The organism is Microbacterium sp. NPDC057659 (genome assembly GCF_042799915.1).
Taxonomy (GTDB): domain Bacteria; phylum Actinomycetota; class Actinomycetes; order Actinomycetales; family Microbacteriaceae; genus Microbacterium.
The window spans coordinates 422545-445409 of record NZ_JBHVHU010000002.1 but is presented as its reverse complement, the minus strand read 5'-3'; the positions used below and the strand labels follow the sequence as shown (position 1 = coordinate 445409).

General features: G+C 68.0%; 19 protein-coding genes and 2 tRNA genes. 18 read left to right on the top strand and 3 right to left on the bottom strand.

Features of this window, described 5'->3' with window-relative positions:
- The first annotated feature begins 311 nt into the window (after positions 1–311).
- From dnaA to ACFVAE_RS10720, 10 genes are all read left to right on the top strand, one after another.
- Positions 312–1703, top strand: a complete 1392-nt coding sequence (gene dnaA, locus ACFVAE_RS10765; RefSeq protein WP_378891595.1) for a chromosomal replication initiator protein DnaA — start codon at positions 312–314, stop codon at positions 1701–1703.
- 469 nt (positions 1704–2172) lie between these two features.
- On the top strand, positions 2173–3315 hold the full coding sequence (gene dnaN, locus ACFVAE_RS10760) for a DNA polymerase III subunit beta (protein WP_378891592.1): 1143 nt from the start codon (positions 2173–2175) through the stop codon (positions 3313–3315).
- Positions 3312–3764 carry a GNAT family N-acetyltransferase gene (locus ACFVAE_RS10755; RefSeq protein ID WP_378891590.1) on the top strand — a complete coding sequence of 151 codons (453 nt, stop codon included), beginning with the start codon at positions 3312–3314 and terminating at the stop codon, positions 3762–3764. The genes dnaN and ACFVAE_RS10755 overlap by 4 nt, the downstream gene beginning before the upstream one ends.
- A gap of 325 nt (positions 3765–4089) precedes the next feature.
- Entirely contained in the window at positions 4090–5301 is a 1212-nt protein-coding gene (recF, locus tag ACFVAE_RS10750; RefSeq protein ID WP_378891588.1) for a DNA replication/repair protein RecF, read from the top strand.
- On the top strand, positions 5294–5788 hold the full coding sequence (locus ACFVAE_RS10745) for a DUF721 domain-containing protein (protein WP_378891585.1): 495 nt from the start codon (positions 5294–5296) through the stop codon (positions 5786–5788). Before recF ends, ACFVAE_RS10745 begins: the two co-directional genes overlap by 8 nt.
- Positions 5789–5906: 118 nt before the next feature.
- Positions 5907–7973, top strand: coding sequence for a DNA topoisomerase (ATP-hydrolyzing) subunit B (gyrB, locus tag ACFVAE_RS10740; protein WP_378891581.1), 2067 nt, complete (start codon positions 5907–5909; stop codon positions 7971–7973).
- A gap of 47 nt (positions 7974–8020) precedes the next feature.
- Positions 8021–10573 (top strand): DNA gyrase subunit A, encoded by a 2553-nt coding sequence (gyrA, locus tag ACFVAE_RS10735; protein WP_378891578.1) that lies wholly within the window; start codon positions 8021–8023, stop codon positions 10571–10573.
- Entirely contained in the window at positions 10570–10974 is a 405-nt protein-coding gene (locus ACFVAE_RS10730) for a DUF3566 domain-containing protein (protein WP_378859665.1), read from the top strand. Before gyrA ends, ACFVAE_RS10730 begins: the two co-directional genes overlap by 4 nt.
- Before the next feature lie 316 nt (positions 10975–11290).
- The gene (locus ACFVAE_RS10725; RefSeq protein WP_378891575.1) at positions 11291–13738 is read left to right on the top strand and encodes a PEP/pyruvate-binding domain-containing protein; all 2448 of its coding nucleotides are present in this window, start codon (positions 11291–11293) and stop codon (positions 13736–13738) included.
- Positions 13731–14300 carry a TetR/AcrR family transcriptional regulator gene (locus ACFVAE_RS10720; protein WP_378891573.1) on the top strand — a complete coding sequence of 190 codons (570 nt, stop codon included), beginning with the start codon at positions 13731–13733 and terminating at the stop codon, positions 14298–14300. The genes ACFVAE_RS10725 and ACFVAE_RS10720 overlap by 8 nt, the downstream gene beginning before the upstream one ends.
- On the opposite strand, the gene ACFVAE_RS10715 is transcribed toward ACFVAE_RS10720, so the two are convergent.
- Positions 14297–15019, bottom strand: a complete 723-nt coding sequence (locus ACFVAE_RS10715; protein WP_378891571.1) for a VIT family protein — start codon at positions 15017–15019, stop codon at positions 14297–14299. The genes ACFVAE_RS10720 and ACFVAE_RS10715 overlap by 4 nt on opposite strands.
- Before the next feature lie 119 nt (positions 15020–15138).
- On the opposite strand from ACFVAE_RS10715, the gene ACFVAE_RS10710 reads away from it, so the two are divergent.
- The 6 genes from ACFVAE_RS10710 (at position 15139) to ACFVAE_RS10685 (ending at position 18844) form a co-directional block, all read left to right on the top strand.
- Positions 15139–16539, top strand: coding sequence for a histidine kinase (locus ACFVAE_RS10710; RefSeq protein WP_378891569.1), 1401 nt, complete (start codon positions 15139–15141; stop codon positions 16537–16539).
- Positions 16527–17204, top strand: coding sequence for a LuxR C-terminal-related transcriptional regulator (locus tag ACFVAE_RS10705; RefSeq protein ID WP_378891566.1), 678 nt, complete (start codon positions 16527–16529; stop codon positions 17202–17204). Before ACFVAE_RS10710 ends, ACFVAE_RS10705 begins: the two co-directional genes overlap by 13 nt.
- A complete protein-coding gene (locus ACFVAE_RS10700) occupies positions 17201–17998 on the top strand; it encodes a hypothetical protein (RefSeq protein WP_378891563.1) in 798 nt (265 codons plus the stop codon). The genes ACFVAE_RS10705 and ACFVAE_RS10700 overlap by 4 nt, the downstream gene beginning before the upstream one ends.
- Positions 17999–18060: 62 nt before the next feature.
- Positions 18061–18134, top strand: a tRNA-Ile gene (locus ACFVAE_RS10695).
- 39 nt (positions 18135–18173) lie between these two features.
- Positions 18174–18246 (top strand) — tRNA-Ala (locus tag ACFVAE_RS10690).
- Between the two features lie 61 nt (positions 18247–18307).
- Complete coding sequence (locus ACFVAE_RS10685; RefSeq protein ID WP_378891562.1) at positions 18308–18844, top strand: RBBP9/YdeN family alpha/beta hydrolase; 537 nt, start codon at positions 18308–18310, stop codon at positions 18842–18844.
- A 3-nt stretch (positions 18845–18847) separates the two neighbouring features.
- Here ACFVAE_RS10685 and ACFVAE_RS10680 read toward each other — a convergent pair whose 3' ends face one another.
- Entirely contained in the window at positions 18848–19969 is a 1122-nt protein-coding gene (locus ACFVAE_RS10680) for a M24 family metallopeptidase (RefSeq protein ID WP_378891560.1), read from the bottom strand.
- Positions 19970–20163: 194 nt separating this feature from the next.
- Here ACFVAE_RS10680 and ACFVAE_RS10675 point away from each other — a divergent pair, with 194 nt between their 5' ends.
- On the top strand, positions 20164–20505 hold the full coding sequence (locus ACFVAE_RS10675; RefSeq protein ID WP_378891557.1) for a hypothetical protein: 342 nt from the start codon (positions 20164–20166) through the stop codon (positions 20503–20505).
- A 6-nt stretch (positions 20506–20511) separates the two neighbouring features.
- On the opposite strand, the gene ACFVAE_RS10670 is transcribed toward ACFVAE_RS10675, so the two are convergent.
- The gene (locus tag ACFVAE_RS10670; RefSeq protein WP_378891555.1) at positions 20512–21087 is read right to left on the bottom strand and encodes an Lrp/AsnC family transcriptional regulator; all 576 of its coding nucleotides are present in this window, start codon (positions 21085–21087) and stop codon (positions 20512–20514) included.
- 130 nt (positions 21088–21217) lie between these two features.
- Between ACFVAE_RS10670 and ACFVAE_RS10665 the strand changes: the two genes are divergently transcribed.
- The gene (locus ACFVAE_RS10665) at positions 21218–22801 is read left to right on the top strand and encodes an ABC transporter substrate-binding protein (protein WP_378891552.1); all 1584 of its coding nucleotides are present in this window, start codon (positions 21218–21220) and stop codon (positions 22799–22801) included.
- The last annotated feature ends 64 nt before the right edge of the window (positions 22802–22865 follow it).

Genomic DNA, 22865 nt, shown 5'->3' with positions numbered 1-22865 from the left:
ACCGGAGAAAAGACCGGAGACGGGGGTACTGCCTCTAGGGCATAAGTCAACCGATTAAGGGTACGACCTGCCGCCGCGCAGGGCAAATCACGACAGAACACCGCTCCCGCCGGCATCCGGTCGCGAGCAGCTCTTCCTCTTCGTAGCGCACAGCCATTATCCACAACCTTTCCCACCTCGTCGATCTCCGACACACCCGCGTGTTTCCGTGCACAGCTTGCCGTTCACAGCATGGGTGACTACCGTGGCATCCGAAGTTATCCACAGGGGGAATCCGAGTTCGGCGACCCTCAGCGAACGGCCGGAGCCCCATGTCCACTGCAGCAACATCCGACGTCCCGATCTGGTCGGAGCTGCTGGACCGCCTTCTGGAGGACGATCGCGTCACTCCTCAGCTGCACGGATTCCTCAGCCTCGCGGTGCCTGCGGGCGTGATGAGCGGCACTCTCTATCTGGATGTCCCGAACGATCTCACGGCCGCTCAGATCAACAAGCGTCTGCGCATCCCGATCATGGAGGCGCTCGGCGTCATCGGCGACGAGGTCACCTCGTACCGCGTCGTCGTCAACCACGAGCTCGCCGACCAGCCGACCGCGCCGGTCGAGATCCCCGATTTCGGGCACGCCGAGGCGAACCGTCCGGATTCTCCTCGCGAGCAGCCCATCCCCACGCGGCACGAGTCGCGACTGAATCCGAAGTACACCTTCGACAACTTCGTCATCGGCCAGTCCAACCGCTTCGCGCACGCGGCGGCCGTCGCCGTGGCCGAGGCTCCCGCGAAGGCCTACAACCCGCTGTTCATCTACGGCGACTCCGGACTCGGCAAGACGCACCTCCTGCATGCGATCGGCGACTACGCGCAGTCCCTCTATGCGGGGGTCAAGGTGCGGTACGTGTCGAGCGAGGAGTTCACGAACGACTTCATCAACTCGATCGCCAACAACCGCGGCGCCGCGTTCCAGGCGCGCTACCGCGAGGTCGACATCCTTCTCATCGACGACATCCAGTTCCTGCAGGGACGCGCCGAGACGCAGGAGGCGTTCTTCCACACCTTCAACACGCTGCATGATCACAACAAGCAGGTCGTGATCACCAGCGATGTGGCGCCGAAGCACCTCACCGGCTTCGAGGACCGGATGCGCAGCCGCTTCGAGTGGGGTCTGATCACCGATGTGCAGGCACCCGACCTCGAGACCCGCATCGCGATCCTGCGCAAGAAGGCGCAGAGCGATGCGCTGCACATCCCCGATGAGGTGCTCGAGTACATCGCCACCGTGGTGTCCTCGAACATCCGTGAGCTCGAGGGCGCACTCATCCGCGTCTCGGCGTTCGCGAGCCTGAACCGCTCGACGCTCGACATCGCCCTCGCGCAGACCGTGCTGCGCGACATCGTCGATCAGGCCGAGGACAACATCATCTCGCCGACCGACATCATCACGGCGACCGCGCAGTACTTCAAGCTCACCGTCGACGACCTCTACGGTTCGAGCCGCTCTCAGCAGATCGCCACGGCTCGACAGATCGCCATGTACCTGTGCCGTGAGCGCACGAACCTGTCGCTGCCGAAGATCGGCCAGTTGTTCGGCAACCGCGACCACACCACCGTCATGTACGCATGCAAGAAGATCAGTGAGCTCATGAAGGAGCGTCGCTCGATCTACAACCAGGTGACGGAGATCACCACTCAGCTCGGCCGGCGCTGACGCGCCGGGCTCCACGCAGGCGTTCGCGCCGCTTCCAGAAGGCCGCTGTCCCCCGAAAGGCCGGGTTGACGGCGGCCTTCGTCGTGCTGTTGACTATGCAACTTCCCACATGTGGATAACTTGTGGAGAAAGTCTGCTCAGATCGGGATGATCGGATGCCGGAGACGGCATGCTGTGGATAACTTCGAACTACATCCGTGTGAGTCGGCCCCTCGATTCCCGCGGATTCCCCAGGGTTTCCACAAGTGACATCGCTGTAGTTTCCTACTCTCGCCAGCTTTCCACCGACTTATCCACAGAATCCACAGTTGTTAACATCGTTAAGAGATCTCTAGATGATTCGGGGACTCCGATGACCACGAAGGTGTGGAAACTCGGGCGGGACGGGAGTGGCGGTCCCCTTGCCGCTTGCGACTAGCATGGGATCGCCTGACGCAACTGTCGGGTTCGGCAACGACAAGGAGCGGCCGTGAAGTTTCAGGTCAACCGCGATGTGTTCAGCGAAGCAGTGTCCTTCGTCGTCAAACTGCTGCCGCAGCGCAACCCGCAGCCGATCCTGGCCGGTGTGCTCATCGAGGCGGGCGAACAGGGCCTGACCCTGTCGGCATTCGACTACGAGGCATCCGCGCGCACGACGATCGAGGCGACCGTCGACGAGCCGGGCACGATCCTCGTGCACGGACGACTGCTCAGCGACATCGCCAGCCGGCTGCCGAACGCGCCGATCGAGATCGCCGTCGAGGAGGACGGCGGCATCGCCGTCACCTGCGGTTCCGCGCGCTTCACCCTCGCCGCCATGCCGGTCGAGGAATATCCCTCGATCCCCGAGGTCTCCGGCTCCACCGGCGTGGTCCCCGCCGAGGACTTCGGCACCGCGATCTCGCAGGTGGGCTTCGCCGCCTCGCGCGACGACGTGACTCCCGTGCTCACCGGTGTGCAGCTCGAGGTCTCGGGCACGAACCTCAGCCTGGTCGCCACCGACCGCTACCGCGTCTCGCTCCGCGACGTGCCGTGGGACGGCGAGGGCGCCGAGCAGACCGCGCTGGTCCCCGCACGCACCCTGACCGAGGTCGGAAAGACCTTCGGCCACGCCGGCACCATCGAGATCGCGTTCTCCGGTGCGGGCGATCGCGAGATCATCGCATTCACCGCCGGCAACAAGACCGTGACATCTCTCCTGATCAAGGGGAATTTCCCGCCCGTTCGCAGGCTCTTCCCCGAGCAGACCGACCACTACGCGGTGATCAACACCGCCGATCTCATCGAGGCCGTTCGTCGTGTCGCTCTGGTGCTCGACCGCTCTGCCCCGCTGCGCTTCACCTTCTCGGCCTCGTCGGTGACGATGGATGCCTCGGGCAGCGAGCAGGCCCGCGCATCCGAGTCGGTCGACGCGCACCTCAACGGCGGCGAAGAGGTCACGCTCGGCCTGAACCCGCAGTACCTGCTCGAGGCGCTCGGCGCCGTGAAGAGCGAGTTCGTGCGCGTGACGTTCACCTCGTCCGACAACGCCAACAAGCTCAGCCCGGTGCTGGTGACCAGCCAGACCTCGGTCGACCAGGCCGGTCTGGACTCGTTCAAGTACCTGCTGCAGCCGAACCTGCTCCTCCGTTGACGCTGGAGCCGCTGACTCCCGAGCTCGCCGCCCGGATCGTCGCGCGCGACGAGCAGGCCGGCGACGACTGGCACCCGGACTACCCGTTCGAGGACGAGCTGGTTCCGCTACGTATGCTCGCGGCTCAGGACGACGCTGATCCGGTGTTCACGCTCTACGCGATCCGCGACGACTCCGGTCTCGCCGTCGGCGGCTTCGGGTTCTTCGGCCCGCCGGACGACTCCGGCACCGTGGAGTTCGGATACGGCCTGATCGCCGCCGCCCGAGGCAAGGGCCTCGCGACGGATGCCGTGGCCGAGGGCCTTCGCATCGCCGCATCCCACGGTGCGACCCGTGCGATCGCCGACACCGACCTCGACAACCACGCGTCGATCCGCGTCCTCGAGAAGTCCGGACTGATCGAGACCCACCGCTCCGCCGACAAGGTCTTCTTCGCGCAGCACCTCTGACGCGAAGCATCCACGGATCTGAGACCGGCTCGTCGCTGCGCTCCTCGCTCAGGATCCGGATGAGGTCGCAGTACCCAGAGACTCCACCCCCATACCTCTCCGCCACCCAGAGCAATTGCGCTTCTCCGGAAGCCTGAGCGGGACGGGACGTTCCCGGAGCGAGCATCGGGAGGGGCCCGCGAAGCGGGAAGGAACCCGCTCTGCGAGCGCAGGGAACGTCCCGTCCCGCACCCCGGACCAAAACCCCGCCCTTCGTCTCGCTTCGCTCGCTCAGGACCCGGAAGCTCAGGACCCGGTTGTCCCCACCCCCAGATAGGCTGTCCCAGTGATTGTGGAGCACCTGAACCTGGTCGACTTCCGCAATTACGCGACCGCGGATCTCACCCTGCACAGCGGCCCTAACGTCCTCGTCGGCCGCAACGGCCAGGGCAAGACGAATCTCGCGGAGGCCATCGTCTTCCTCGCGACTCTCGGCTCGCACCGAGTGTCCTCCGACGCTCCGATGGTGCGTGACGGGCAGGAGTTCGCGGTCATCCGTGCCCGCCTGGGGCATGCGCAGCGCAAGGTGCTCGTCGAGGTGCAGCTGAACCGGCAGGGGTCGAACAAGGCTCGCATCAACGGGTCGCCGTCGAAGACGAACGAGCTCCCGCGGTACGCGCACGTCGTGCTGTTCGCTCCGGAGGACCTGCAGATCGTCCGCGGCGATCCCTCGGCCCGCAGGCGGTTCGCGGATCAGCTGCTGATCCAGCGCACCCCGCGGATGGCGGGGGTGCTGGCGGACTACGACCGGGTGCTCCGTCAGCGCACGGCGCTGCTGAAGTCTGCCCGGGCCCGGGGTGTCCGCGGCGAGGGGCTGAGCACGCTCGACGTCTGGGATGACAAGCTCGTCGCGCTGGGCTCGGAGATCATCGACGCCCGCATCCGGCTGGCCGCGGATCTGCAGCATCCGCTGGCCCAGGCATACGCGACCATCGCCGGCGCCGACCACAGGCCTGAGCTGGAGTGGGCGCTGTCCGTTCAGGGTGGCGATCCAGAGGAGGATCCCACCCGGGACCTGAGCGAGCGGAGCGACACGAAGGACGTCCTCGATCGTCGCGGCGAGATCGCCGAGCAGTTCCGCATCGCACTGCAGGCGAAGCGCGCCAGCGAACTGGAGCGCGGGATCACGCTGGTCGGGCCGCATCGCGACGACCTGATCCTGCGCATCAACGACCTCCCCGTGAAGGGCTACGCGTCTCACGGGGAGTCGTGGTCGGTCGCGCTCGCGCTGCGGCTCGCGTCGGCCGAGCTGCTGCGCGCCGAGTCGCCGGCGGGCGACCCGGTGCTGATCCTGGACGACGTGTTCGCCGAGCTGGATGCCGATCGGCGCCGGCGTCTGGCCGAGATCACCGCGGGCTACGAGCAGGTCGTCGTCACGGCGGCAGTGGAGTCCGACATCCCCGAGGTGCTGCACAGGCACGTCGTGCGCATCGAAGCCGGCACGATCACCGATGACAGGGATCCTGCGTCGACCTCAGGGGCTGAGAGCGATGACTGATCCGGAGACCCCCGAGACCCCGGAGACCGTCGCCACCTACCTGCGGCTGCGCGGCCTGAAGCCGAGCTCGAAGAACTGGAAGCGCAAGAAGCGCATCCGAGACGACGACGACAACGCGCCGTTCACGCCGGGTCGCGATCCCGGATCGCTCGGTGCCGTCCTCGACAAGCTCAGCCGCGAGTCCGGCTGGGAGAAGACCCTTGCCGCGGAGGACCTCGTGCGGCAATGGGCCGAACTGGTCGGCGGCGAGACCGCGAGGCACTCCGAGCCGGTGTCGCTGCAGCACGGAATGCTCACCGTGAAGTGCGATTCCACGGCCTGGGCGAAGAACCTGCAGTACATGCGGGCCGTGATCATGACCGAGATCGGCAACCGCTATCCGGATGCCGGAGTGATCGACGTGCGGTTCATCGGTCCGGACGTTCCGAGCTGGAAGTGGGGACCGCGCACTGTCCCTGGGCGGGGTCCACGGGACACCTACGGGTAGGTCACCGTGAGACGACCTCAACGCGCTCAGAACGCCACACACGGCCTCTGAGCGCCATTCGACCGTGGAAAACCGCTAGAATGGGAGTTCGAGATATCGATCTGGAGATTGCCCTCTGATGACGCCTGAACTCCCTGAAGACGCGAACGACCCTTCGACCACCTCAGGGACGCCAGACGGTGGATCCGCTGCGGCCGGACAGGTGCCCGGCGAGTACGGTGCGGACTCGATCCAGATCCTCGAGGGCCTCGAGGCCGTGCGCAAGCGTCCCGGCATGTACATCGGCTCGACCGGCCCGCGCGGTCTGCACCACCTGGTGCAGGAGATCGTCGACAACTCCGTCGACGAGGCGATGGCCGGCTATGCCGACACCATCACCGTGACGCTGCTGGCCGACGGCGGTGTGCGCGTGGTCGACAACGGCCGCGGCATCCCGGTCGACCCGCACTCCTCCGACCCGACCAAGTCCACCGTCGAGGTGGTGCTGACGATCCTGCACGCCGGCGGAAAGTTCGGCGGCGGCGCCTATGCCGTCTCCGGCGGTCTGCACGGCGTCGGCTCGTCGGTCGTGAACGCGCTGTCCACGCGGTTCGAGGTCGAGGTCAAGCAGAAGGGGTACGTGTGGCGGCACCTCTTCGCCGACGGCGGTTTCCCCCAGCAGGGCCTCGAGAGGGGCGAGGAGACCACCGAGACCGGAACGGCGATCACGTTCTGGCCGGACGCCTCGATCTTCCAGGAGACGGTCGAGTTCGACTACGACACCCTGCGCACCCGCTTCCAGCAGATGGCGTTCCTGAACAAGGGACTGCGCATCCGGCTGTTCGACGAGCGCCCCTCCGCGGCCGACGAGGTCGAGGTCGACGGCGTGACCGTCACCAAGCAGCGCAGCGACGACTTCCACTACGAGCGCGGTCTGGTCGACTACGTCGAGTACCTGAACAAGGTGCGTCACGCCGACGTCGTCAACGATGAGGTCATCGACTTCTCGTCCGAGGACACCGTGCGCAAGATGTCGGTCGAGATCGCGATGCAGTGGACCACCTCGTACACCGAGAACGTGTTCACCTACGCGAACGTGATCAACACGCACGAGGGCGGCACGCACGAGGAGGGGTTCCGCGCTGCGCTGACCACCCTGGTCAACAAGTACGCCAGGGCGAACAACCTGCTCAAGGAGAAGGACGACAACCTCTCCGGCGACGACGTGCGCGAGGGGCTGACCGCGGTGATCTCGGTCAAGCTCTCCGAGCCGCAGTTCGAGGGCCAGACCAAGACCAAGCTCGGCAACACCGAGGTCAAGGCGTTCGTGCAGAAGATCGTGAACGATCAGCTGGGCGACTGGTTCGAGCGCAACCCCGCGCAGGCGAAGAACGTGGTGCGCAAGGCGATCGACGCCGCGACCGCGCGCATGGCGGCGCGCAAGGCGCGCGAGACCGCGCGTCGCAAGAGCGTGTTCGAGTCGGCCGCGATGCCCGACAAGCTCAAGGACTGCACCAGCAAGGACCCGTCGATCAGTGAGATCTTCCTGGTGGAGGGCGACTCGGCCGGCGGCTCCGCCGTGCAGGGCCGAGACCCGCACACCCAGGCGATCCTGGCGCTCCGAGGCAAGATCCTCAACGTCGAGCGCGCACGACTCGACAAGGCGCTGGGCAACAAAGAGGTCCAGGCGATGATCCAGGCCTTCGGCACCGGCATCGGCGAGGACTTCGACATCGAGAAGGCCCGGTACCACAAGATCGTGCTGATGGCGGATGCCGACGTCGACGGCCAGCACATCGCCACGCTGCTGCTGACCCTGCTGTTCCGCTACATGCGCGGGCTCATCGAGGCCGGGTTCGTCTACCTGGCGATGCCGCCGCTGTACCGCCTGAAGTGGACCAACTCCCCGCACGAGTACGTGTACACCGACGACGAGCGCGACGCGCTGCTGAAGTACGGCAGCGAGAACGGCAAGCGTCTCCCGAAGGATGCGGGAATCCAGCGCTACAAGGGTCTCGGTGAGATGAACCCGAAGGAGCTGTGGGAGACCACGATGGATCACACCACTCGCACCCTGAAGCAGGTCACCATCGACGACGCGGCCGCGGCCGACGAGATCTTCAGCGTGCTGATGGGTGAGGACGTCGAGTCCCGACGCACCTTCATCCAGCGAAACGCCAAGGACGTCCGCTTCCTCGACATCTGACGCATCCCTCTTCGTTTCGCACGACGACCGGAATCTGAAAGAAAAACATGACTGACGAAGAACGTCCCGACCCGGCCGACCAGCACAACCACGGCCGGATCGAGCAGGTCGACCTGCAGACCGAGATGCAGAAGTCGTACCTCGACTACGCCATGGCGGTCATCGTGGGGCGCGCGCTGCCCGACGTGCGCGACGGGCTCAAGCCCGTGCACCGCCGTGTGATCTACGGCATGTACGACGGCGGCTACCGTCCCGACAAGTCGTTCTCGAAGTGCGCCCGCGTCGTCGGCGAGGTGATGGGTCAGTACCACCCGCACGGTGACACCGCGATCTACGACACCCTCGTGCGCCTCGTGCAGCCGTGGGCGCTGCGCTACCCGCTCGCACTCGGCCAGGGCAACTTCGGCTCGCCCGGCAACATGGGCGCCGCAGCCCCTCGATACACCGAGACCAAGATGGCTCCGCTCGCGCTCGAGATGGTGCGCGACATCGAAGAGGAGACCGTCGACTTCTCGCCGAACTACGACGGCCAGACCCAGGAGCCCGACGTCCTGCCGGCGCGGTTCCCGAACCTGCTCGTCAACGGCTCGGTCGGCATCGCGGTCGGCATGGCCACGAACATCCCTCCGCACAACCTGCGCGAGGTGTCGGAGGCCGCCCTCTGGGCGCTGGAGAACACCGAGCTGCCCCGTGAGGAGCTGCTCGAGGGCCTCATCCGCCGCGTCCCGGGCCCGGACTTCCCGACCGGCGCGCAGATCCTCGGCACCAAGGGCATCCAGGAGGCGTACCGCACCGGCCGCGGCTCCATCACGATGCGCGCCGTGGTCGAGGTCGAAGAGATCCAGGGCCGCAACTGCCTGGTCATCACCGAGCTGCCGTACCAGGTCAACCCCGACAACCTCGCGGTGAAGATCGGCGACCTGGCCCGCGACGGAAAGATCTCCGGCATCGCCGACATCCGTGACGAGTCCTCGGACCGCACCGGTCAGCGCCTGGTCGTCGTGCTCAAGCGCGACGCCGTCGCGAAGGTCGTGCTGAACAACCTGTACAAGCACACCCAGCTGCAGGAGAACTTCGGCGCCAACATGCTGGCGATCGTCGACGGCGTGCCCCGCACGCTGGCGCTCGACGGCTTCATCATGCACTGGCTGGATCACCAGATCGACGTCATCGTGCGGCGCACCAGGTTCCGCCTGGCCAAGGCCGAGGCGCGCATGCACATCCTCGAGGGTTACCTCAAGGCGCTGGATGCCCTGGACGAGGTCATCGCCCTGATCCGCCGCTCCCCCACCGCGGAAGAGGCGAACACCGGCCTGCAGAAGCTGCTCGACATCGACTGGGATCAGGCCGACGCCATCCTCACGATGCAGCTGCGTCGCCTCGCGGCGATGGAGCGCCAGAAGGTCATCGACGAGGCGGCCGCCCTCGAGCTGAAGATCGCCGACTTCAAGGACATCCTCGCCACCCCGGCCCGTCAGCGCGGCATCATCCACGACGAGCTCACCGAGATCGTCGAACGGTTCGGCGACGAGCGTCGCACCCACATCCTGCACGGCTTCGACGGCGACATGTCGATGGAGGACCTCATCCCCGAAGAGGAGATGGTGGTCACCGTCACGCGTGAGGGCTACGTCAAGCGCACCCGCAGCGACAACTACCGCTCGCAGCACCGCGGCGGCAAGGGCGTGAAGGGCGCGCAGCTGCGCGCGGATGACGTGGTCGAGCACTTCTTCGTCACCACGACCCACCACTGGCTGCTGTTCTTCACCGACAAGGGCCGGGTCTATCGCACCAAGACGTACGAGATCCCCGAGGCCGGCCGCGACGCGAAGGGACAGCACGTCGCCAACCTGCTCGCGCTGCAGCCCGACGAGAACATCGCGCAGATCCTCGACATCCGCGACTACGAGGCCAAGGAGTACCTGGCGCTCGCGACCGCGGGCGGCACGGTGAAGAAGACCCGCCTCAGCGACTACGACACCAACCGTCAGGGCGGCGTCATCGCCATCCGCCTGCGTGAGGGCGACGAGCTCGTCAGCGCCATGCTGGTCGACAGCACCGACGACATCCTGCTGATCAGCAAGAAGGGCATGTCGGTGCGGTTCAATGCGACCGACGACGCGCTGCGCCCGATGGGACGAGCCACCGAGGGTGTCCGCGGCATGAAGTTCAAGGAAGACGACGGCCTGCTCTCGGCATCCGTCGTCGACGAGGACTCCTACGTGTTCACCGTCACCGACGGCGGCTACGCCAAGCGCACCAAGATCGAGGAATACCGGGTCCAGGGACGCGGCGGAACCGGCATCAAGGTGGCCAAGCTGAACGACGATCGAGGCGTTCTGGCGGGCGGTCTGATCGTCTCAGAGGACGACGAGGTCTTGGTGGTTCTGTCCAGCGGCAAGGTGGTACGCTCTGCCGTGGCCGAGGTGCCCGCCAAGGGCCGCGACACCATGGGTGTCCTGTTCGCCCGCACCACCGACGATGATCGGATCCTCGCCATCGCCCGCAACACAGAGCGCGGACTGGCAGAAGAGGATGAGGCGGACACCGACCCCGAGGCCCCTGAGACCCCGACCCCCGAAGAGAGCCAAGACGCATGAGCACCGTAGCCGACAAGCTCGCGAAGAAGTCCACCCGCAAGACCGGCGGCAAGCAGGTCCGGTTGCGGCTGGTCTACATCGACTTCTGGTCGGCTGTGAAGCTGTCGTTCCTCGGCGCCGTGGCGCTCGCGGTCGTCACGATGGTGTCGTTCTTCCTGATCTTCCTAGTGCTGCAGTCAACCGGCGTCATCACGCAGGTCGGCAGTTTCCTGGACGGCTTCACCGACGGACAGGTCAACCTGTCCGAGCTGATCGGCCTGCCGCAGGTCATGGCGTTCGCGGCCGTCGTCTCGATCCTGAACCTCATCGTGTTCACGGTGCTGGGCGCGGTGGTGGCGGGGATCTATAACGTGGCGGTGAAGGTGACGGGCGGGCTGCTCGTCGGGTTCATGTCGAACTGAGGACTTGTCTCCTGGAAGGGCGGATGCTTCGGCATCCGCCCTTCCTGTGTGTCTGGGGCTTTTGAACTCCGGGGCGCGGGGCGAGGTGTTCCCTGCACTCGCAGAGTGGGGTGGGTCGCGGGCGGGGAGGTTCCCTGCGCTCGCAGAGTGGGACCCTCCCAATGCTCGCTTCAGGAACCTCCCCGCCCGCTCGTGCTTCTGGAAAGGTGCGTCTCTTCACGGTCGTTGAGCGAGTGACGGAGGAGCGAGACCAAACGTGGTGAGGTGCCCGCCGGAGGGGTGGTGGGACGGAAACAGGGGGCGTACCGTAAGGAACGTGACGTTTCTTAAGGTGGTGGGGCTGGACGAGGCCCGGGAGCTCGCGGGGGTCGGGGGGAAGGGCGCGAACCTCGGGGAGATGCGGCGCGCGGGACTGCCGGTGCCGGACGGGTTCGTGGTCACGACCGACGCCTACGCGCGGGCGGCGGAGGCCGTCGGGCTGGCGGCGCGCGTCGGCGAGGCCGAGCCTGCAGAACTGCGGGCGATGCTGGAGGCGGCACCGATTCCGGACGACCTGCGAGCTGCCGTGGCGGACGCCTATGCGAACCTCGGGGACGACGTCGCGGTCGCGGTGCGATCGAGCGCGACCGCGGAGGACCTGCCGGGCGCCGCCTTCGCGGGGCAGCAGGACACCTACCTGAACGTCGTCGGAGTAGACGACGTGCTCGAGGCGGTCCGCCGATGCTGGGCGTCGCTGTGGACCGACCGCGCGGTGTCGTACCGGCGCGAGCGGCGAGTGGACCCCGACACCGTGCGCATCGCCGTCGTCGTGCAGAAGCTGGTCGACGCCGACGTCGCCGGGGTGATGTTCTCGGCCGATCCGGTCAGCGGCCGGCGCGATCGCATCATCGTCGACGCCGCGGCGGGGCTCGGCGAAGCGGTCGTCTCGGGCATGGTGACGCCCGAGCACTACGAACTCGATCGGGACGGCGTCCTGCAGAAATGGACGCCGGGGCGCGCCGACATGGCGATCCGGACGGATGCCGGTGGCGGCATCCGCCATGACGCGCCGGCACAGACCGGAGGACGCCTGCTCAGCGCGAGCCGCCTCGTGACGCTCGCTCGCTACGCCCGTGCGGCGGCCGAGCACTTCGGTCGCCCGCAGGACATGGAGTGGGCCATCGCCGACGGCGCCGTACACATCCTGCAGGCGCGACCGATGACCGCGCTGCCCCCGGAACCGCGCAGGCTGAACCGGCGCGAGCGCGTGCAGAGCATGATCTTCAGCGAATACCTGCCGGTGCGGCCGTACCCGATGGACGTGACCACCTGGCTCGGCCGGGGACCTGCCGACATGATGCGGCAGATCACCGTGTACTTCGGCATCCGCGGCGCGTTCACCGACTACCTGATCGAAGAGGACGGCGTCGTCACGGGCTTCGTCCCGCCGCACATGCGCCCGGGGCCCGCGGTGCTGCTCACCCCGTTCAAGGTCGCCCGCAAGGCGCTGCGCTTTCATCCGGAGGATGCTCCGGACGATCCGCGCCTGGCCCGGCTGCTCGGGAGCGCCGACGAACTGGACGCCCTCCCCCTGCGCGACCTCGAGTGGCCCGAGCTGCTGCAGGTTCCGGACCGCGCTCTCGCATTGATGGACCTCAGCCGCGACATGCGCATCGACTACCTGCCCGGAACGGCCATCGCGGTCGCCCGTCTGGGTGTCGTGACCGTCCTGCTCGGCCGACGCGAGTTGCTCGCCGAGCTCACCGGCGGCGCGCCCACCCGCACCGCCGCGTCGGAGCGCGCGCTGGCCGAGATGGCGGGGACGGCGCGGGCGGATGCCGCGCTGCGCGAGCTCTTCACGACGAGGACGCCGGCCGAGGTCGTGTCCGAACTGGACCTGTTCCCCGCGTTCAGGACCGCCCTGGACCGTTTCCGGCACGACTTCGGGCGCAAGGAGACCGCGTCTCCGCTGCTGGTCAGCCCGCCGACGCTGGCGGAGTCCCCCGACGTCATCATCGGGATGGTCGCCGGACTCATAGACAACCCCCCGCAGGATGACCGGCGCTCGCGCTCCGACGACGCGCTGGCTCTGCTGCTGCGGCATCCGCTCCTCCGGCCGAAGCGGCTGCAGAAGGCGGCGAGGCACTGGGTGCGCGCCGCCCAGGCCGGCGTCGCCTACCGCGAGGACAGCCACTTCTTCTTCACCGCCTCATTGCCCGCGCTGCGCCGCGCGCTGCTCGAGATCGGCCGGCGGATGCAGGACGCCGGGGTGCTCGACGAACCCTTCGATGTGTTCCACCTGCGCTGGGAAGAGGTCGCCGGCATCCCTGACGTCGCGACCATGACACCCGCGACGGTGGAGCGGCTCCGCGGCCTGGTCATCGCTCGCGCCGCCCGGCGCGCTGAGCTCGCCGGCATCCCGGTCGTGGATGTGCGAGACGTGTTCCGTCGCGGGAATGAAGCGGATGCCGTCGTGACCGGCGCTCCCGCCGGCGGCGGGAGCGCGACCGGGCCCGTGCGCGTGATCCGTGACGTTACCGACTTCCACCGACTGCAGCACGGGGACGTGCTGGTCTGTCCGTACACGAATCCGGCCTGGACGCCGCTGTTCCTTCGAGCGGCCGCCGTCGTCGTCGACACCGGATCGATCGCCTCGCATGCCGCCATCGTCGCCCGCGAATACGGGCTGCCCGCAGTGATGGGAACGGGTGACGGAACAGCGGTGCTCGTCGACGGCGAGACCGTGACGGTCGACGGGACGACCGGGCGGGTCACCCGTGGCTGAGAGGCGGCGGCGCGGCGACGCGCTGGTCGAGGCGATCCATGCGGCGGTGCTGGCCGAGCTCGCCGACGTCGGCTACGGAGGGCTGACCATGGAGGGCGTGGCGGAGCGGGCCGGCGCCGGCAAGGCTTCGCTGTATCGGCGATGGAACTCACGGGCCGAACTGGTGCGCGACACGGCCTATGCGCAGATGCACGATGCCGAGAGCGTGCCGGACACGGGGAGCCTGCGCGATGATCTGTGCGCACTGCTGGGCCGGACAGCGGAGCTGCTGTCGGGGCCGCTGGGTGAGGCGATGCGGGCAGTGCTGTCGGAGGCGCTGAGCGACCGGGGCGGGATGGAGGAACTGTCTCGGGGCATGGGGCGCAGGATGACGCGGCAGGTCGTGATGCGTGCGGTCGAGCGGGGGGAGATCTCCGCCGAGGCCGTGACAGACCTGCGGCTGGATGTCGGGCAGGCGGTGCTGCGGGATCGGCTGCTGTTCCGTGGACTCGACGGGGTCGATGTCGAGGAGATCGTCGATTCGGTGCTGATGCCGGTGTTTCGCTCGGTCCCGCAGCCCTAGGCGATGCCGGTGGTGCCGAGGAGGGTGCCGATCAGCCAGGTGGCGACGAGGGCGAGGGCGCCTCCGATGAGCAGGCGGACCATCGCGCGGCCGGGAGGGGCACTGCCGAGCTTGGCTGAGATGAAGCCGGTCGCGGCGAGGGCGATCATCACGACGACGAACGTGACGGGAACACGGTAGCCAGGAGGCGGGAGCAGGATCGCGAGCAGCGGCAGCAGTGCACCGACGGTGAACGCGATGGCGGAGGAGAACGCGGCGTGCCACGGGTTGACGAGGTCATCCTGATCGATGCCGAGCTCGACCTCGAGGTGTGCGGCGAGGGCGTCATGCGCGGTCAGCTCGACCGCCACCTGTCGGGCCGTCTCGGTGCTCAGACCGCGCTGCCGGTACAGCTCGGTGAGCTCCTCGAGCTCCTCGTCGGGCATCGTGCGCAGCTCGTGCGTCTCCTTCGCGATCAGCGCCCGCTCACTGTCGCGCTGGCTGCTCACCGACACGTACTCCCCGAGCGCCATCGAGATGGCCCCACCGATCAGGCCCGCCATGCCGGCCACCAGAAGCGCCGCGTTGTCGGTGGTCGCGCCCGCGACGCCGACCACGAGCGATGCGACCGAGACGATGCCGTCGTTCGCGCCGAGCACACCGGCGCGGAGCCAGTTCAGTCGCTGATTGACACCGCCGGCATGCGGCTCGTCCGCATGCACCCCCTGCTGATCGGCCATGACGCCCAGTGAACCACGAACGTCGCACGCAGCGGCAGGGGCACAGTAGGGAAAACCCGAAACGAGGTGTGGGGGTTCCTCCGTATCGCGGAAACACGCGCCTGCGTAGCGTGGAGGCCATGACCACGAATCCGACACCCCTCACGCCGCCGCCGGCGGGCGTGACGCCGGGAACCCCGGCACCTTCGGCATCCGGAGTGAGGGCACCCGGTGCGCCGGCGTCCGCGGCGCCGACCGTCGCGGACACCGTCCCCGCGGCATCCGCACCCGAGCGTCCCACGCCGCGACTGCGCATCCTGCTGACCGTCCTGCAGCTCGCGGGCCTCGGCGTCATCGGCGCCGGAGTGCTCACCGCTCTCAGCAGCCTGCTCGCCGCAGGACTCGCGACCGCCCTTGTCTTCGGGATCGGCCTCGTCATCCTCGTCGGCCTCGTGTACGCCCTGTTCGGCGTCGGCTGGTTCGAGGTGGCCCGCGCCGACGGCCTGTACGACCTCGGGGTGGAGCGCCTGCGGCTGCGCCCGCAGACCCGTCCGGGCTTCGGCGGATGGCTGCGCGCCATCGGCCGGCAGTCGATCGACGGCCGCATGTGGCGCGCGCTCGTGAACTTCACCCTCGCCTGCATCGCCGGTGCGATCGTGCTGCGGCTGCTGTGGAGCGGCATCCTCTGGGCGATCACGGCCTTCGCTCCGCTGACCGGTTCCGAGACCGTCCAAGGGCCGTGGGGCGGCAGGTTCCTGGCATCCTGGGCTCCGCTCGCGGGCATCCTCGGCGCGGTCGTGTGCGCCGCGGCGATCGTCGGACTGGCGCTGCTGCACCGCGTGCTGACCCGTGCGCTCATCGTCCCCAGCCGCGAGGCGGAGCTCACCGAGCAGGTGCGCACCGTCGGCGCGCAGCGCGAGGGCGCCGTGCGCGCCGCTGACGTCGAGCGCACCCGCATCGAGCGCGATCTGCACGACGGCGTCCAGCCCCGCCTGGTCTCGGTCGGCATGACGCTGGGCCTCGCCCAGCAGAAGATCGACTCCGATCCGGCAGCGGCGAAGGCGCTCATCGCTGAGGCGCACACCTCGACCAAGGCCGCCATCACCGAGCTGCGTCAACTGGCCCGCGGCATCCACGCCTCCGTGCTCGACGACCGCGGCCTCGACGCCGCGCTGTCGGCGCTGGCGAGCCGCTCGCACATCCCTGTGCAGCTCGACGTGCGTCTCGAGCCCGGCTCGACCGGAGCGAACAGCGGATGCCGGGATGCCGAGGCCGCCGTCTACTTCGCCATCGCCGAGTCGCTGACCAACGCCGCCAAGCACTCCAGAGCAAGCGAATGCCGTGTGGTGGTGCGCACCCGGGAGGGTGGCGTTCTCTGGGCACGGGTCGAGGACAACGGCATGGGCGGCGCACAGGTGCAGCCAGGAGGCGGTCTGGACGGCATCTCGAATCGCGTGCTCGCCGCCGGTGGCACGTTCCGGCTGGACAGCCCTGCGGGCGGTCCCACTGCACTGGAGGTGACGGTGCCATGCGCGTCCTGATCTGCGAGGACTCCGTCCTGCTGCGCGAGGGCCTGGTGCGGCTGCTCGAGGACGCGGGCCACGAGGTGGTCGCGGCCCTGCCCGACACCCACGACCTCACGGACGCCGTCGCCGAGAAGGATCCGCAGCTCTGCATCCTGGACGTGCGGCTGCCGCCGACGTTCACCGACGAGGGCATCCGCGCGGCGCTCGGCCTGCGGGCCACGCATCCGCAGCTCCCCCTGCTCGTGCTCTCGCAGTACGTGGAGGAGCGCTACGCATCGGACCTGATCGCCGCGCAGGGCGGGCCGCTCGGCTACCTGCTCAAGGATCGGGTGGCGGATGTCGCCGACTTCGTCGAGACCGTGCAGCGGATCGCCGACGGCGCCACCGTGCTCGACCCCGAGGTGGTCGCGCAGCTGCTCACGCGGCGCAACCGCGACGAGCGGATGCTGCGGCTCACCGACCGCGAGCGGACGGTGCTCGCCCTGATCGCCGAGGGCAAGTCGAACCAGGCGATCGCCGGTGCGCTGTTCCTCAGCGAGGCGAGCGTCGAGAAGCACATCACCTCGATCTTCCAGAAGCTCGGGTTCGAGCCCGACGAGTCCGGCAACCGCCGCGTGCTCGCGGCTCTCGCCCACATCGAGAACCAGACCGAGAAGCCGCAAACAGGAGGCATCCGATGAACACCACGACGAAGGCAGGGATCGGCGCGATCACGATCGTGACCGCAGTGGTCGGCGGTGTGGCGATCGCCGGCACCGCAGCATCCGCCGCATTCACGGGAGCGAACGAGCTGACGACAGGACCGACGTCCACGTCGGCCGGCGTCACGGGGGTGACCGACCTGAACGTCACGGTCGACGCCGCCGACGTGCGGGTCGAGTTCTACGAGGGCACGCAGGCCCGCCTGGAGAGTGACAACGGCGACCTGGACGGCTGGCGGCTGTACCGCGACGGCGACGAGCTGAAGCTGCGCAGCCCCGATCGCGGATGGAACTGGTTCCTGCCCGACTGGCTGAACGACGGCGAGACCGTCACTCTGCTGCTGCCCGAGTCGCTGAGCGGACTGGACGCCGACTTCGACGTGGACGCGGGCGCGCTGCGCGTGGACGGCGAGTTCGGCTCATTGGATGCCACAGTGAACGCGGGTGCGCTGAACCTGGACGGTTCGGCGCGCAGCCTCGACGCCGAGGTGAACGCCGGCCGGGCGGACATCGTCCTGACCGATGTGCAGGACGCCGAGTTCACCGTGCAGGCTGGACGGCTGACAGCGGACCTGTCCACGGTGCCGCAGAACGTGACCGCGGATGTGTCTGCCGGGCAGCTGACGCTGACGCTTCCCGACGACGAGTACAGCGTGCGGAAGGACGTCTCCGCAGGCTCGCTGAACAGCGATCTGCGGGAGTCCTCGTCCTCGCCGAACCAGGTCGAGGTGTCGGTTTCGGCGGGCACCGCGAACCTGCGGACGAGCCGCTGATCGGGAGGGTCGGCCTCGATTCGGATTTTCCGGCGTAGTCCGGTAAAGTCTTTGAGGTTGACGGGGCTATAGCTCAGGCGGTTAGAGCGCTTCACTGATAATGAAGAGGTCCCAGGTTCAAGTCCTGGTAGCCCCACACTCCGCTCGCGGATCACCCGCGGGAATCATCCCGCTCGGGGCCTTAGCTCAGTTGGTAGAGCGCCTGCTTTGCAAGCAGGATGTCAGGAGTTCGAATCTCCTAGGCTCCACAGAATGAGAAGCCCCCGGCGAAAGCCGGGGGCTTCTCTCATCTCTCGCTATCATCGACCGATGACCAGGAGCGCGATCATCTTCCATGGCACCGGCGGAAGCCCGGATGTCGCGTGGTACCCCTGGCTCGACGGCCGGCTGACCGCCCGCGGGTACCGCGTGGAGCGGCCCTCCTTTCCCCGCATCAACGTCGATCCGATCGCGGAGTTCCTGCCCGGCGTGCTGGCGGTGCACGACTTCGATGCCGACACGGTGCTGGTCGGGCACTCGGGCGGAGCTGCTCTGCTGCTCGCGCTGATCGAGCACCTCGAGACGCCGGTCGCCCAGTCGATCCTGGTCGCCGGATACGCCACCAGGGTGAACGACTCCGAGGAGCCCGTGCTGCAGGAGTTCTACGACTGGGACCGGATTCGTGCGAACGCCGGAGATCTGTACTTCATCAACTCCGTGACCGATCCGTACGGATGCGACGCGAGTCAGGGCCGGCTGATGTTCGACCACCTCGGCGGCACGCAGATCGTCCGCGACGAGGGCCACTTCGGCGACTACGACCAGCGCTACGACACCTTCGAGCTGGTCGACCGGCTCATCCCGTAGCCGTCAGTCGCCGGCTCGCGTGAGGTCGTGCGGGGTGTTGTTGAGGTTCACGCAGCCGTCGGCGGTGACGACGACGATGTCCTCGATGCGGGCGCCCCATTCACCGGGGAAGTAGATCCCCGGCTCGATGCTGAACGCCATGCCCTCTCGCAGCGGCAGCGCATTGCCGGGTGCGATGTACGGCTCCTCGTGCGTCGTGACACCAATGCCGTGCCCGGTCCGGTGCAGGAAGGCGTCGGCCAGGCCCTCTGCGGCGAGCACGTCGCGGGCGGCGGCATCCACCTGCTCGGCGGTGACACCGGGGCGCACCGCGTCGACGGCGGCCTGCTGGGCGCGCACGAGCACGCCGATCCGTCGCGCCACCTCGGCATCCGGAGCACCGACGGTGTAGGTGCGCGTGCTGTCGGAGTTGTAGCCCGCGGGCACGGCACCGCCGATGTCGACGACGACGACGTCGCCGTCCTGGATCACCCGATCCGACACCTCGTGGTGCGGATCGGCGCCGTTCGGGCCCGATCCGACGATGACGAACTCGACGGTGCGATGCCCCTCCTCCACGATCGCCGCGGCGATGTCCGCAGCGACCTCGCGCTCGGTGCGGCCCGCGCGCAGCAGGCCGGGCACGCGGCGATGCACGGCGTCGATCGCATCGCCGGCCCGGCGCAGCTCGGCGACCTCGGCCGCATCCTTGATCATGCGGATCTCGCGCAGCACAGGAGTGGCCAGCTCAGGACGGACGCCCAGACGGTCCGTCAGCGGGATGGTGTGCAGAGCGGGTAAAGCATCGGCGACACCGAAGCGGGCCACCGTTCCACTCATCGCGGCCGTGACGAGGGAGTACGGATCCTCGCCGTCCACCCAGTCCGCGATGGCCAGGCCCAGCGAGCCGACAGCGGTGTCGCGCACCTTGGCGAGCTCCATGCGCGGCACGACGACGGTCGGATCCCCGGCCGCAGGGATGACCAGCGCCGTGAGCCGCTCGATCGTGTCGCCCTCGACGCCGACGAGGTAGGTCAGGTCGGGTCCCGGTCCGACGACGATCGCATCGAGGCCGGCTTCGGCCGTCAGCGCGCGAGCGCGGTCGAGGCGGGCGGCGTACACGGATGCGGGGAAGGGGGTGCTCACGCGTCCACGGTACGTCGCTCCTCGGGCCGGACGCCAGCGTCGCCGCCACGCATATTCCGAGATCGGGATGAACTGCGCCGCGGGTGTCGAACTGAGCGGAATTCGTCTTCCCGAACCTCCTGCGACGGCGCTCGGGTTGGACGTTCTGCGCTCAGCTTGCGCGACACCCGGGTGATCGGGTGATACTCGTGCTCATGCCTGCAGATCTGTCTCTCGACGGGCTGCGCTTCGCCATGGTCTCGTCCACGGCGAGTGCGGTCGATCCCCATCACCCGACGACCTTCGAGTACCACCAGGACGGTCGGCTCGTCTGGGGCGAGTACCTCGGCGACACCGTCACCGAGGGACGCTTCGTGGGCGAGGTCGCCGGCCCCGAGGTGCGGATCTCCTTCGCCCACGCCCTCGTCAGCGACGGTTCCGTCGTGCGCGGGGAGGCGGTCAGCCGTGCCGAGAGCGACGACGACGGCCGCATCCGCCTGATCGAGGACTTCCTCGTCGGCGACGAACCGCACGTGAGCGTGTGTGTGCAGGTCTGAGGCCCCTCACACCCGGTGCGGTCGCCCCTGATCCGTGCGGGTGAACCGCATGAGGCCGCTGTCGACCGACATCGACGCACGCTGAGGGATGTCGTCCGGCAGCACATAGGGGCGGCGGAAGACCTCGCTCAGCACGATCACGGTCTCGATCTTGGTCACCTCGGGCAGGGCGGCGATCGTGCCGATCACCAGCGACTGCATCGCCTCCACGTCGGTGCTGTGCACGACCAGCATGATGTCGTGCTCGCCGGTCATCACCCGCGCCGACTCCACATCGGGCAGTTCGCTGATCGCCTGCAGGAAGGGCGACCAGCTCTGCGGCTGGATGGTGCAGAAGACCAGGGCGCTCACGCCGAGGCCGAGGCGGCTCGTGTCGACCTGCGCCGTGAACCCGGTGATGATCCCGGCGCGCGTCATCGCCTCGACCCGCGAGTACGCACTCGCGCGGGAGATGCCCACCTCGGTCGCCAGTGCGGCGATCGAGATCCGTCCGTTCCGTCGCAGCACCCGCAGGATGTCGTACGCGATTTCGTCGATGACGGGAGCGGATCGTCCAGACGCGGGCGGGGGAATCTCATTCATGCTGGACATATTGCCGTATTGGCCGAATCGAGACAATGGATTGCTCGAATTGCCGACGATACCTCGGATATAGTGCGTCCAAACCCGTTCAGGTCTTCTGACCTGTCCATCTCACTGAGGAGGTACTCCTGTGGCACGTTCCCTTCGCCACGTCGCGGCCGCCATCGTCGCCGTGGCCGCCCTCGCGCTCGCCGGCTGCTCGGGAGGCAACTCCGCGAAGAACGACGACGCCGGTTCCGTGGGCGGCACCCTGGTCGTCGACACCGCGTTCTCGCTCGAGACCGGTGACCCCGGTCGCAACTACGTCCCGACCGGCAACATGGTGCTGCACGCGGTCTACGACACGCTGCTCACCTTCCACGGCGACTCGACCACTCCCGAGCCCGACCTCGCGACCATGGAGCAGAACGCGGATGCCACCGAGTTCACGTTCACGCTCCAGGACGGCCGCACGTTCTCGGACGGCACCCCGGTCACCGCGGACGACGTCGTGTTCTCGCTGAATCGCGTGGCCGGCATCACCGACTCCAAGGCGAACTTCCTCATGACGGGGATCACCGTCACGAAGGTCGACGACAAGACCGTGAAGCTGTCGACCAAGACCCCGTCGCTGCAGCTGCCGGCGATCGTGACGAACCCGTCGCTGTCGATCCTCAACTCCAAGCTCGTGAAGGAGAACGGCGGCACAGCGGACATGTCCGACGGTGCCAAGAGCTGGCTGGACGCCAACTCGGCGGGATCCGGGCCGTACACGCTGGATTCCCTCGACCTCACCTCGCAGGTCGTGCTGGTCAAGAACAAGGACTACGACGGCGAGGACAAGGCCGCCTACGACAAGATCGTCGTCCGCAACATCTCGCAGTCCTCGACCCAGCTGACCAACCTCAAGGGCGGCGACTCGAACATCGCGGTCGACCTCTCCGGTGACCAGGTCAAGGATCTCGGCGACGGCTTCACCGTGGACTCCGCGCCCTCCGCGCAGACGCTGTTCCTCCTCATCAACCAGGACAAGGCGGTCGGCGGGGTCACCGCGTCTCCGAAGTTCGCCGAGGCCGTGCGCTACGCCCTCGACTACGACAAGCTGCTCGAGCTCGCCGGCGCCGGCTCCGTGCAGGCCACCGGCGTCATCCCGCCGATGTTCGCCGGCGCGAACAAGGAGGGCGTGAAGCAGGACCTCGATCGGGCCAAGACCGCACTCGCAGACTCGGGCTACAAGGGCGAGGAGATCAAGCTGCAGTTCCCGAACGACAACCCCGTCGGCGGCGTCGAGTTCACGCCGGTCGCCGAGCGTGTGCAGGAGCAGCTGAAGGCCGCCGGGATCAACGCCTCGCTGGCCCCCGCGCCGTTCGCGACCGAGGTGGAGCCGTACGTCGGCGGCAAGGAGGCGTTCTCGCTCTGGTACTGGGGTCCGGACTACGCCGACACGACGTCGTTCCTCCCCTTCGGCCCCGGCCAGAAGGTCGGCCTGCGCGCCGGATGGCCGGCCACCGCCGATTCCGCGATCGCCGACCTCGTCACCAAGGCGCAGAACGCCACGACCGTCGATGAGCGCAACGGCCTGTTCGGCGACTATGCCAAGGCGATGCAGGAGAGTGGCCCGTTCGTGCCGCTGATCGTCCCCGGCATCAACCTGGCGAGCGACGACTCGGTCGCCGGTCTGCAGTACGACGTCACCTGGACGCTCGACCTGCGGACCGCGCACCCCGCGAAGTGACCACTGACGGCGGGATCGGTTCGGTCCGATCCCGCCGTCCACGGCCTCGAACCCGAAAGCGCCG